The sequence below is a fragment of the Bacillus massilinigeriensis genome (assembly GCF_900117315.1).
Classification (GTDB): domain Bacteria; phylum Bacillota; class Bacilli; order Bacillales; family Cytobacillaceae; genus Bacillus_BE; species Bacillus_BE massilionigeriensis.
On the sequence record NZ_LT630337.1, the window covers coordinates 3,583,852 to 3,596,856 of the forward strand.

10 protein-coding genes are annotated in these 13,005 nt (G+C 39.2%); 4 read left to right on the forward strand and 6 right to left on the reverse strand.

Annotated elements, in window-relative coordinates; all coding sequences use genetic code 11:
• Positions 1–261: 261 nt before the first annotated feature.
• The 6 genes from BQ6100_RS17915 to BQ6100_RS17940 all read right to left on the reverse strand — a co-directional run bounded on the left by BQ6100_RS17915 (position 262) and on the right by BQ6100_RS17940 (position 8,202).
• Positions 262–624 (reverse strand): phage holin family protein, encoded by a 363-nt coding sequence (locus BQ6100_RS17915; protein ID WP_075982906.1) that lies wholly within the window; start codon positions 622–624, stop codon positions 262–264.
• Between the two features lie 127 nt (positions 625–751).
• Entirely contained in the window at positions 752–1,858 is a 1,107-nt protein-coding gene (locus tag BQ6100_RS17920; protein ID WP_075982907.1) for a DUF4097 family beta strand repeat-containing protein, read from the reverse strand.
• A 168-nt stretch (positions 1,859–2,026) separates the two neighbouring features.
• Entirely contained in the window at positions 2,027–4,906 is a 2,880-nt protein-coding gene (uvrA, locus tag BQ6100_RS17925; protein WP_075982908.1) for an excinuclease ABC subunit UvrA, read from the reverse strand.
• Between the two features lie 7 nt (positions 4,907–4,913).
• Entirely contained in the window at positions 4,914–6,893 is a 1,980-nt protein-coding gene (gene uvrB / locus BQ6100_RS17930; RefSeq protein WP_075982909.1) for an excinuclease ABC subunit UvrB, read from the reverse strand.
• Between the two features lie 170 nt (positions 6,894–7,063).
• On the reverse strand, positions 7,064–7,534 hold the full coding sequence (locus BQ6100_RS17935) for a GNAT family N-acetyltransferase (RefSeq protein ID WP_315970028.1): 471 nt from the start codon (positions 7,532–7,534) through the stop codon (positions 7,064–7,066).
• Between the two features lie 434 nt (positions 7,535–7,968).
• Positions 7,969–8,202 (reverse strand): CsbA family protein, encoded by a 234-nt coding sequence (locus BQ6100_RS17940; protein ID WP_075982911.1) that lies wholly within the window; start codon positions 8,200–8,202, stop codon positions 7,969–7,971.
• A 565-nt stretch (positions 8,203–8,767) separates the two neighbouring features.
• On the opposite strand from BQ6100_RS17940, the gene qoxA reads away from it, so the two are divergent.
• The 4 genes from qoxA to qoxD are packed head-to-tail and all read left to right on the forward strand — an operon-like array spanning position 8,768 to position 12,623.
• Positions 8,768–9,769 (forward strand): cytochrome aa3 quinol oxidase subunit II, encoded by a 1,002-nt coding sequence (gene qoxA, locus BQ6100_RS17945; protein ID WP_075982912.1) that lies wholly within the window; start codon positions 8,768–8,770, stop codon positions 9,767–9,769.
• A complete protein-coding gene (qoxB, locus tag BQ6100_RS17950; RefSeq protein ID WP_075982913.1) occupies positions 9,759–11,714 on the forward strand; it encodes a cytochrome aa3 quinol oxidase subunit I in 1,956 nt (651 codons plus the stop codon). The genes qoxA and qoxB overlap by 11 nt, the downstream gene beginning before the upstream one ends.
• On the forward strand, positions 11,714–12,322 hold the full coding sequence (gene qoxC, locus BQ6100_RS17955) for a cytochrome aa3 quinol oxidase subunit III (RefSeq protein WP_075982914.1): 609 nt from the start codon (positions 11,714–11,716) through the stop codon (positions 12,320–12,322). The genes qoxB and qoxC overlap by 1 nt, the downstream gene beginning before the upstream one ends.
• 1 nt (position 12,323) lies before the next feature.
• A complete protein-coding gene (qoxD, locus tag BQ6100_RS17960) occupies positions 12,324–12,623 on the forward strand; it encodes a cytochrome aa3 quinol oxidase subunit IV (RefSeq protein ID WP_075982915.1) in 300 nt (99 codons plus the stop codon).
• Positions 12,624–13,005 lie beyond the last annotated feature (382 nt).

Here is a 13,005-nt window from a genome sequence, read left to right on the forward strand (position 1 = left end):
AAAGCATTTTTATCGTGCGATGTGATTTCAATGGAGCCTTTTCAACGTCCTGCGGGAAAACGGGGCAGGGGAAACCCCGCAGGAGCGTTAGCTAGAGGTAAGCTCCCCGTCACGCCCGCGAACCGTTCGCGCCTGGAACGGAAATCAACATTCAAGTTTAACACAGCCTAATATAAAAAAGACCCAACTATCCAATAACGATCCTTTGTATAGAAGGGCTTAAAGGAAAGTTTGGATAGTCTGAGTCTCATTTTTGGCTACTTATTTGGATTCCTTTTCATTTTCAAAAACGGTTTTCTGGATGATTAGATTTACCGCTGACATAATAATGGAGACGAGGAGGGTTAAACCAAAGCCCTCAATTTCAAAGGAGCTTCCCATTATGGAATCGGTCAGAACTAAGGTAATGGCATTAATGACAAATAGGAATAAACCCAGGGTAACGAGGGTTATCGGCAAGGTAAAAATGATTAATATTGGTCTTACTAAAATATTTAAGATAGATAAAACAAAGCTTGCTCCTAATGCGGCCCCAAATCCTTCAAGATAAAATGATGCATCAAAATATCCAGCGAGCGCTACAAAAAGGACCGCATTGATTACGATTCCAAGTATCCATTTCATTTTTCTATCATCCTCTTTAAAATAATACAAATATAACCTAACACTTTTTGCAGGCTCTATCAACATCGCAGTTCTTTTGAATGGCTTAGGAACCGTTTCAAAATTTAAGTTTCAATTTCGTTACTCACTATTTTACCTTATGAATAGATATCGTTCCTGTTTTTGTATCTGCTGTGATGCTGGTAACTTGATCCGTTTCTACTGAAGGCTTAAACCTAAATAGCTTTTGGACCATCTCATTCTTCTCTTCTAAAACCTGAACTCCTTCTAAATCAAGCTTAAAGTTTCCTAGATTGGTTTTCAGTATCCCTTGGAGAGCCAGCTTATCAGGGAAATACAAATCAATTGCTCCCGTTGTCGACTCGACATCAACCTCCTTGCAATCGTCCCCATTTAATGAGCAAACCACATTGCCATTGAAGGCCTGAAGTTCGACATTCTTTACATCTCCATCTACTTTTACTGCACCATTTATGGTTTCAGCTTCCAACTTGTTTATCATTCCCCTATTAACAGAGATGGATCCATTTGCCGTCTCAACTTCCACCTTATCACTTGTTATTCCTTCAATTTGAATCTTTCCATTAGCCGTTTTCACATTGAAGTCACGAGCTTTTAGATTTTCTGTTTCAATTGGTCCATTAAACATTCTAATCTTCACTCGATCATATTGAGCTTGAGGGATAAAAATGGTCGTCTCAAGCTTAATCCATTTCGCTTCAGTGTAAAAACGCATTCTTTTCTCTACAATCTCAAAAATGACATTTTGCAAAAATGAAGTTCTAGCATCCTCTTGGTTTTCTACACGGTACACCTTTGCTTTACATTCAATACGGACATCATTTTGTGTCCAAGGGATCACCTTCACCTTTCCATTGGCAATATCAATGTCTATTGATTGGATCTCCGCTTCTCCATGTTGAAATACATGAGATAGTTCTACGGCTGTTCCAAAATTAAAATCTAAATCAAATTCCTTTACCTTTTGAAAGGCAGAATCTATAAAATCAAAGAACTTATCCTTTACGGATGAGGATTTAAAGTTCTCTGACTTCTGATACTTTTTCTCTTCGCCCTCATTCACAATGGTTGACAGTTCACCAATGATTTCTTTTTTCTTTTCTTCTCCTGATTTACTTGATTTTTCAAGCTCCTCTAATAGAGTTAAAGCCTCATCGACTGTTAACTTTCCCTCTTCAACCATATTTAATATACGCTTTTTTTCATCCTTCAATTTAGGTCCCCTCCTAGTTATAGCTTATTTTGCTTTTTTCTTATTTACGATAGGATTTTTATAAAGTTTCATAGAAAGGTAAAATTCAGTCTACAGGCCTAGAAGATTCTATCTAAGCATGAAAAAAGCTAAAACAAGGAAAAATTTTCCGTTGCTTTAGCTTTTTTATTAAACATTAGTCACATTTGCTTCCTTTTCCTCGATTTGCTTTTGCATTCTGGAACGATCACGTTCAAGAATTGGCTTTAAATATTTACCAGTATAAGATTCTGGAACTTCTACAATCGCTTCTGGTGTTCCAGAGGCTATTATCGTTCCTCCTCTATCTCCACCTTCTGGGCCAAGGTCAATGATGTGATCTGCTGTCTTGATTACATCCAAATTATGTTCAATCACTAGTACAGTATCCCCATTTTCCACAAGCCTTTGTAATACGACTAGAAGTCTTGAAATATCATCCACGTGGAGTCCTGTCGTTGGCTCATCTAATATATAGAAGGATCTACCCTGTGAGCGGCGATGCAGCTCTGATGCCAGCTTCACACGCTGTGCTTCTCCACCAGAAAGTGTCGTTGCAGGTTGTCCAAGTTTAATGTAGCCAAGTCCAACATCTTCGATAGTTTGCAGCTTCCGTTTGATTTTCGGGATATTTTCAAAGAAAACAACCGCATCCTCAACCGTCATATCAAGAATTTCGGAAATATTTTTCCCTTTGTATTTCACTTCTAGTGTTTCACGATTATATCGTTTCCCGTGACATACTTCACAAGGAACATATACATCCGGTAAAAAGTGCATTTCAATCTTGATGATTCCATCTCCACGACATGCCTCACATCGACCGCCTTTTATGTTAAAGCTGAAGCGGCCTTTCTTATATCCTCTTACCTTTGCTTCATTGGTGGAGGCAAACACATCACGAATATCATCAAATACTCCTGTATAGGTTGCTGGATTTGAACGCGGAGTTCGTCCAATTGGTGATTGGTCAATATCAATCACCTTTTCAAGATGTTCAATACCTAAAATACTCTTATGCTCTCCCGGTTTACTTTTTGCCCGGTGTAATTTATGTGCTAACCCCTTATGCAAAATAGAGTTAATTAATGTGCTTTTTCCTGATCCAGATACCCCAGTTACGGCAATAAATGTTCCAAGAGGGAACTTCACATTAATATTCTTTAAGTTATTTTCCTTTGCTCCCTTAATTTCAATGAAGCGGCCGTCACTCTTTCGACGTTCAAGCGGCAATGGAATAAACTTTTTCCCTGATAAATATTGGCCAGTGATGGAGTTTGCATCCTCCATTACCTCTTTTGGAGACCCTGAGGAGATGATTTCTCCACCACGGACACCTGCACCCGGACCAACATCAATTAAATAATCAGCTGCAAGCATGGTATCTTCATCATGTTCAACGACAATTAAGGTATTCCCAATATCTCTCATACTCTTCAAAGTATCAATTAAGCGATCATTATCACGTTGATGGAGCCCAATCGAAGGTTCATCAAGAATGTATAATACTCCCGTTAATCGGGAACCAATTTGGGTGGCGAGTCGAATCCTTTGAGCCTCTCCTCCTGAGAGGGTTCCAGCCGCACGACTTAATGTTAAATATTCTAGGCCGACATTAACAAGAAAGCCTAATCTTTCTTTTATTTCTCGAAAAATCAACTTAGCAATCTGCATTTCTTTCTCTGATAAAGAAAGGTTATCAAAAAATTGATAGGCCTCTGCAATGGAATAGGAAGTTACCTTTCCAATATGCTCTCCATCAATTAATACGGCTAGCGTTTCTTTCTTTAGACGATATCCTTTACATGTCGGACATGGCTGTTCTGCCATATATTTTTCCATTTGCTCGCGGACATAATCGGAGCTGGTATCCCTGTATCGACGTTCAACATTACGGATAACCCCTTCAAATTCGATATCCCCATCTCTTACTTGTCCAAACTCATTTTCATAACGAAAATGAATCTTTTCACCGTTGGATCCATATAGAACCTTATCAAGCTGATCCTTCGGTATTTCCTTCACCGGTATATCCATATCTATCCCATAATGGGTACACACTGCCTCTAATAATTTAGGATAGTACTGGGAGCTTGTCGGTTCCCAAGGAGCAAGGGCATGCTGCCTTAACGATAGTTCATCATTTGGAATGACAAGATCTAGATCAACTTCTAGCTTTGCACCTAGACCATCGCAATCTGGACAAGCACCGAAAGGACTATTAAAAGAAAACATCCTAGGCTCCAAATCCCCTATTGAAAAGCCACATATAGGGCAGGAGTGATGCTCGCTAAACAAAAGCTCCTCTTGTCCAATGACATCAATAACTACCTTCCCATGTCCTAATTGCAGAGCAGATTCAAGTGAATCTGCCAGCCTTGTAGAAATGCCTTCCTTGACAACAATCCGGTCTACCACTACTTCAATCGAATGCTTTTTGTTCTTGTCTAGTTCTATTTCATCCCCTATCTCAAACATCTCTCCATCGACTCTTAATCGGACATACCCTTGTTTTTTAATATCCTCAAAGGTTTTTACATGGGTACCCTTCCTTCCAGATACGATGGGAGCTAGAATTTGTAGCTTTGTTCGCTCAGGATATTCAAGAATTCGATCGACCATTTGCTCAATTGTTTGGGATGAAATTTCTATATTATGAATGGGACAAGTAGGATGCCCGACTCGTGCAAATAAAAGTCTTAAATAATCATATATTTCTGTTACTGTTCCAACGGTTGAACGTGGATTTCGGCTAGTTGTCTTTTGATCGATTGAAATAGCCGGTGATAATCCTTCAATCATATCAACATCAGGCTTATCCATTTGTCCTAGAAACTGACGCGCATATGCTGATAATGACTCAACATATCTCCGCTGACCTTCCGCATATATCGTATCAAAGGCTAAAGATGACTTTCCTGATCCAGAAAGTCCTGTTAGTACGACAAGCTTATCTCTCGGAATGGTGACGTCAATGTTTTTTAAGTTATGGACCCTAGCACCTTTTATGATTATTTTATCCAATGCCATTTTATTGTCATCCTTCCGCTTTTAACTCTAATAAGAGATCGCGAAGCTCAGCTGCACGCTCGAAGTTGAGAGCCTTTGCTGCTTCTTTCATTTCCTTCTCCATATCCGCAATCACGATTTCTCTTTCTTCCTTGTTTAATTTTTCTAACCTTTTTGCTGGTTTGTATTCTTCTTGTTCCTCGGCCGCATGTGTAGCTCGAATGGATTCGCGAATCTCCTTTTGTATCGTTTGTGGAGTGATTCCGTGCTTTTGATTATATTCCTCTTGAATGGCACGGCGACGCTTCGTTTCCGAGATGGCTACTTCCATCGAATTAGTCATTCGATCAGCATACATAATGACATGTCCGTTCGAATTTCTTGCTGCACGACCAATTGTTTGGATTAAGGAACGCTCTGAACGAAGGAAACCTTCTTTATCGGCATCCAGGATTGCCACTAGGGAAACCTCGGGGATATCAAGCCCTTCCCTTAATAGGTTGATTCCAACTAATACGTCATATTTGCCTAATCGAAGCTCCCGGATAATTTCAATCCTCTCAAGAGTCTTTACCTCGGAATGCAAATACTGAACCTTTATTCCGATTTCTTTTAAATAATCTGTTAGATCCTCAGACATTTTTTTCGTTAAAGTAGTGATTAATACCCGTTCGTTCTTTTGAACTCTATCCTGTATTTCACCAATTAAGTCATCAATTTGACCTTCAATTGGACGTACATCAATCAATGGATCAAGCAATCCAGTCGGACGAATAATCTGTTCAATTACTTCTGGAGTATGCTCCATCTCATATGGTCCAGGAGTTGCTGATATATAAACGATTTGATTAATATGCTTTTCAAATTCCGTAAATGTTAGCGGTCTGTTATCCAGGGCTGATGGGAGACGAAAACCATAATCAACAAGGACATTTTTCCTTGCTTGGTCCCCATTGTACATCCCTCGAATTTGAGGTAGGGTAACATGAGATTCATCGATAACAATCAAGAAGTCCTCAGGAAAGTAATCGAGTAACGTATACGGTGTGGACCCCGCTGGCCTTAAAGTCAAATGACGTGAATAGTTTTCAATCCCTGAGCAGAATCCCATTTCCCTCATCATTTCCAGGTCGTATCGGGTCCGTTGCTCTAAACGCTGGGCCTCAAGCAGCTTATTATTTTCTCTAAGTTCAGCAAGGCGTTCTTCCAATTCCTTCTCTATATTCTTAATGGCAACCTGCAATTTTTCATCACGGGTAACGAAGTGAGAAGCCGGAAAGATGGCTACATGATCCCGTTCACCCATAATCTCACCTGTTAGAGCATCCACTTCTCTTATGCGGTCTATTTCATCACCAAAAAACTCCACCCTTAAGCAATGCTCATCTTTTGATGCTGGAAAAATCTCAACCACATCCCCGCGAACACGAAAGGTCCCCCTTTGGAAGTCAATATCATTTCTTTCATATTGGATATCAACTAATCGGCGCAGAAGCTGATTTCTTTCAATTTCCATTCCTGTTCTTAAGGAAAGCACAAGTTCACGATATTCCTCTGGTGAACCGAGACCATAGATGCAGGAAACGCTGGCAATAATAATGACATCATTGCGTTCAAACAAAGAGGAAGTCGCAGAATGTCGGAGCTTATCAATTTCATCATTAATACTTGCATCTTTCTCAATAAAAGTATCCGTTTGTGGAACATAGGCCTCCGGTTGATAATAATCATAATAGCTGACAAAGTACTCCACCGCGTTATTAGGAAAGAACTCTTTAAACTCACTATATAGCTGCCCAGCCAAGGTCTTGTTATGGGCAATGATAAGAGTTGGTTTATTCACTTCTTTAATTACGTTCGAAATGGTAAACGTCTTACCCGTTCCTGTTGCCCCAAGCAGCGTCTGATGTTTTTTCCCTTCGTTAATTCCCTCCACTAATTTCTTAATGGCTTGCGGTTGATCGCCTTGAGGAGAATATTTTGAGACTAGTTCAAATTGATTCTTCACGGTTTTACCCCCTCTACATGGTCAGTTTACCAAAATATATATAAATGAAAGACTCGATTGCAATCCACAATTTGTTTTAATTTTCCAGTTGATATTTTTTCTAAAATCATTCTACCACAAAGCACTAATAATTAACCAATAATTTGCGAACAAATATTCGATTTTTGTATTTATTTTAGCGGGTAGACTCTTTCCAACAAAGTAACAAATATCCCCGGCCCGACCTCAACATCCTTTTTCTCTTCAAAGCCAAGGCTTCGGTATAGCTGCATTGCTGGATAATTTTGCGCCCCTGTGCTTACTATCACCTTCCTTCCGCACGCAACTATATCTAATATGTAAGAAACTAATTCCTTTCCGATCCCTTTGCGAAAATGATCCGGATGAACGATAAGTCGATGAATGTCAACCATTTCCTCATCCTCCTTGTAGGAAATGGCTCCAGCCAATTCTTCATCTATAAAATAACCATAAAATGTTTCTCCACAATTACTTAGTGTTTCCACTGTGTCCTTTAATGCAGGAATTCCATCGAATCCGATTAACTCTGCCTCCACCTTATAGGCTGGTAACTGCACCTCAAGGAGACTTTTCGCCATTTCTTGATTAGTTACGTCTATTAAACGAATCAAATTCTTCACCTTCTACATTTAACTGTTAAGTTTCGTTTTTATAAAATGGCTGTGTTAAAGCTCATTGTTGATATTAAGACATGTTGATCTACGTTTCAGGCGCGAAGACTCCTCTAAAAATGCTAAAGCATTTTTATCGTGCGGTGTATTTTCGATGGAGCTATTTCAATGTCATCTAAAAATGCTAAAGTATTTTTATCGTGCGGAGTTTATCAATGAAGCGATTTCAATGTCCTGCGGGAAAACGGGGCAGGGGAGACCCCACAGGAGCGTTAGCTAGAGGTAAACTCCCCGTCACGCCCGCGAACCGTTCGCGCCTGGAACGGAAATCAACATTCAAGTTTAACAAAGCCTATAAAATAGAAATGAGGCTATCCTAAAGCATTGGTGCTGAGCACCCTTTGATAGCCTCATCAATATGAATTACTTCTTATTAAAAGCAATTATGCACGTTTTCTTGCTTGAACAGTCATTTTTCTTGCAATCGCAAACCCAACGGTTAATGACAATGCATCCACAACAATAAGCAACCAGGAATCCGTATAACCTTTATAAACGGATGCAGCGATTAAGGCAACAGTTAAAACAAGACCAAGTACATGATTATAGGCAACTCTCGTGAATAATACAACTAAAGCACCTGGTAAAGTTAACGCTGCTAAAAACTTAATCAACACAATGAACACCTTCTTTTTAGAAAAAAATAGATCCATATGTCTTCTTTTGAAAATTAGATCAAAAGGAATTTTCATAGCTTATTAGATACAATTAGAATATTTCACAAAATATCTATATTCACTTAATAGAATAGCTTTTCACAAAAATAAAGACAAGCCTTTTACAAAGCAAAAGAAATCCCTCCTCCTAGATTGAAATGAAAGAAGACTTTTTTTTCAATTTAAATGTTCATAGATTATTATTCCAATATAACTTCTTACTCCTCCCATTATTGTTATTCATACCTTGCTCAAATCCAATCTATTTCTCTATAAGATCAATTGATAGGGCAAATCAACTGGATATTAAATCCTTAACACTTTTGTCACAACTTCAAGCTATTCTTTTGCATAATTATGTTAACATCATATTAATAGTGTAAATATGTAAAAATTTTAGAATTAGTCTTAATGTGAAAAAAGTACACATTTTTTGGTTGTATAGCATATTTACATTGGACCTTTTTTAAAACAACTTTGTGAATAATTTAACAAATTTAATGTGCCTTGAAGGGAGATGAACTTAATGAAATCAAAGTTCCTATTGATTTCACTAGTAGCATTCAGCACTATGCTACTTTTAAGCGGCTGTGACTCGAAGCTTGTTGTCTTTGATCCACAGGGACCTGCTGCCAAAAGCATCTTAGATTTAATTAACTGGTCTCTAATTTTTATGGCCTTAGTGGTCGTTGTAGTATTTGCTTTATTCGGTTTTATTGTTTGGAAATACCGAGAAAGGGAAGATAACAAGGATTATGAACCACCGGAAGATCACGGCAGTAAGACATTAGAAATAATCTGGACGGCCATCCCTATTATCATTGTTATTGCATTAACGATTCCAACAGTAAAAACCATTTACGATTTAGAAAAGGTTCCAGAAGGCTATGAGGATAAGGAACCAATAACTATCCATGTTACTTCCGCCGATTGGAAATGGATTTTCAGCTATCCTGAGCAGGGAATAGAAACAGTCAACTATTTTAATATTCCTGAGGATACCCCGGTTCACTTTAAACTAACTTCAGCTAGTACGATGCAATCATTTTGGATACCTGCCTTGGGCGGTCAAAAGTACACAATGAACAAAATGGAAACTCAAATGTACCTAGTTGCAGACAACCCCGGTTCCTACATAGGGAGAAATACAAACTTCAATGGTCGGGGATATGCTGGTATGGAATTTGAAGTCCAAGCACAAACACAAAAGGATTTTGATCAATGGGTGAAGGATGTTAAGAAAACTGCTCCTAAATTAACAGAGAATAAATACAATGAATTGCTTAAACCAACTCATTTAGGACGATTAACCTTTACAAATACACATCTTAAATGGGTAAACCATGCCGATATGCATTCAAAAACCTATACAAACCCTGAGCTATACAAAACTCACGGATATCAAGGAAAGATCTTTACAGATCAAGAAGAAAAACATACTCACAAGCAAGAGGAAGCTTCTGAGCATGAAATGAATGAAATGAACATGAATGAAACAAAAGGTGGAGGTGAGCATCATGAACACTAAGCTTAAAGAATTCTTTATGTTAAATGGAGATCCGCTCATTATCGGCTCTCAGATTGCCATCCTACTAACGATGATTGGGATTGTAGTCGGAATAACGGTTCTTAAGAAATGGAAATGGTTATGGACGGAATGGATTACAACCGTTGACCATAAAAAAATTGGAATTATGTATATTCTATCTGCTGTACTGATGTTTTTCCGCGGAGGCGTAGACGGCTTATTGATGAAGGCCCAAACTGCCAGACCAGAAATGAAGTTTTTAGATGCTCAGCATTATAATGAGGTGTTTACTACCCACGGTGTTATTATGATTCTCTTTATGGCAATGCCATTTTTAATCGGATTAATGAACTATATTATTCCACTACAAATTGGAGCACGTGATGTTGCCTTCCCAAAATTGAATGCCATCAGCTTCTGGCTATTCTTTAGTGGGGCCATGCTCTTTAATATTTCCTTTGTTATTGGAGGTTCACCTGATGCCGGTTGGACAGCTTACTTCCCGCTGGCAGGAAAGGAATTTAGTCCTGGTATTGGAAATAACTATTATGCGATTGCCCTGCAGATTGCTGGAATCGGAACCTTGGCATCCGGCATTAACTTCATTGTCACGGTATTAAAAATGAGAACAAAAGGCATGTCATTGATGAAGATGCCAATGTTCACTTGGACATCATTCGTTGCATCAATCATTATTGTTGCTTCTTTCCCTATCTTTACAGTGGCATTAGCATTAATGATGTTTGACCGTTTATTCGGAACACATTTCTTTACGCTTTCAGGCGGAGGAATGGATATGCTTTGGGCCAACCTTTTCTGGCTCTGGGGACATCCTGAAGTATATATCGTTGTCCTCCCTGCATTTGGAATATTTTCAGAGGTTATTTCAACCTTCTCAAGAAAAATGCTATTTGGCTATAAATCTATGATTGTATCGATTGTCGGAATTGCCTTTTTAAGTATGCTTGTTTGGGTCCACCACTTCTTCACAATGGGTGCGGGACCTGGAGTGAACTCCGTTTTCTCCATCACAACGATGATGATCGCCATACCAACAGGAGTAAAGATGTTTAACTGGCTATTCACGATGAGAAAAGGCCGAATTCGATTTACCACTGCTATGCTTTGGGTATTAGCCTTTATCCCAACATTTGTTATTGGTGGGGTTACCGGAGTCATGCTTGCCATGGGTGCAGCAGACTATCAATATCACAATACATTATTCTTAGTCGCTCACTTCCACTACGTATTAATTCCTGGTGTTGTTTATGCAGTGTTTGCCGGACTTTATTATTGGTGGCCAAAAATGTTCGGTTTTCTTTTAAACGAAAAACTTGGGAAGGTTCATTTCTGGTTATTTAATATCGGATTTAATCTTACCTTTATGCCAATGTTCTTCCTTGGACTAGATGGAGCCGTTCGTCGCTCCTACACCTACTCAGCTGAATCTGGATTTGCTCCATTATTCCTACTATCAGCGATTGGTGCTGTTATTATGGCATTAGGCTTTGCAGCATTCTGCTATAACATTTACTGGAGCATTCGTTACGCAGACCGTAATATTTCCAATGATCCATGGGATGCTAGAACACTAGAATGGTATACATCATCACCTGTTCAACATTATAACTTTGCCAAAGTACCTGAGGTAAAAACGCTAGATGCCTATTGGTATATGAAAAAGAACAATATCGGATCAGAGCTTAAAGATGAGGAAGTGGAGGAAATTCACTTACCAAGCAATACAGGACTCCCATTCTACATGTGTGTAGTCTTTGGTATCGCAGGCTTCTTCCTTGTCTTTGAATGGCATATCGCCGCTGCGGTTGCTGGAATCGGAATTATTATTGGGTTAATCATTCGTTCCTTTGATTATGATGATGGCTTCCATGTTGGAGTCGATGAAATCATCAAAACAGAACGAGCTTGGAGAGGTGAAAAATAATGTCTACAGCCAAAATTGATACGTCTCTTCCATTGGAATATCAAACAGAACAAAACAAAATGAATATATTAGGATTTTGGATTTTTCTTGGAGCGGAAATCATTCTTTTCGCAACATTATTTGCTGTCTTTTTCGTTTTAAGCGAACGATATGCTGGAGGTCCAACTCCACACGATATTTTTAAAATAAAGGATGTCTTAATTGAGACAGTTTTGCTTTTAACAAGTAGTTTCACCTGCGGAATAGCTATCTTTGAGATGCGCCGCTCCAATGTAAAAGGATTACTGACTTGGTTAATCATTACGCTGTTACTGGGTGCTGGCTTCATCTTCATGGAGGTTTCTGAGTTTATTCATTACGTTCATGAAGGGGCAACCATGCAAACAAGTGCCTTTCTATCAAGCTTTTTCGTTCTACTAGGAACTCACGGTGCACACGTGAGCCTAGGTATCGGCTGGGCTACGATGATTATCATTCAAATTGTTAAAAGGGGTCTAACACCTGTTACTGCACGAAAGACGTTCATCATCGGATTATACTGGCATTTTCTTGATGTTGTTTGGATTTTCATCTTTACGTTCGTATATTTAGCAAGGATGGTGTCTTAAAATGACTCATAAAACAAAAGGATTTCCAATTAGTCATGTCATAGGTTTTATTTCATCACTTGTACTTACCTTTGCTGCGGTAGGTATAGCTCTTAAAACCTCTCTTTCTATGAAAACGATTCTCTGGATTATCGGTTCCTTAGCTGTAATCCAGGCGGGCCTTCAATTATATATGTTCATGCACATGAGCGAAGGTGAGGACAATAAATCACAAACCATTAACGTGATATACGCATTTTTTATCGCCTTGGTGACTGTGGTCGGTACGGTTTGGGTCATGTCGTTTGGGATGGAGATGTAGGTAGAATAGCGGGCCGTGGTGTGTTGATTAGCGTTTGATCGGACTGACTGCGGCTTTGGTATGTTGGTTAGCGTTTGATCGGACTGACTGCGGCTGCGCGGTATGTTGGTTAGCGTTTAATGGGCCTGATTGCGGCTGCGGTATGTTGATTAGTGCTTGATGAGCCTGACTGCGGCGCGATATGTTGATTAGCGCTTGATGGGACTAACTTCGGCTGCGATATGTTGATTAGCGCTTGATGGGACTGATTTTGAGGCTGCGGTATGTTAATTAGGGTGCTTTGCGCTTGATGTGTGGGGTACAGCCGTAGGGGTATAGGAACACGGTGGATAAAGATGTATGGATTAAAAGAGTCGACTCGGGTTGAGTCGACTCTTTTTTA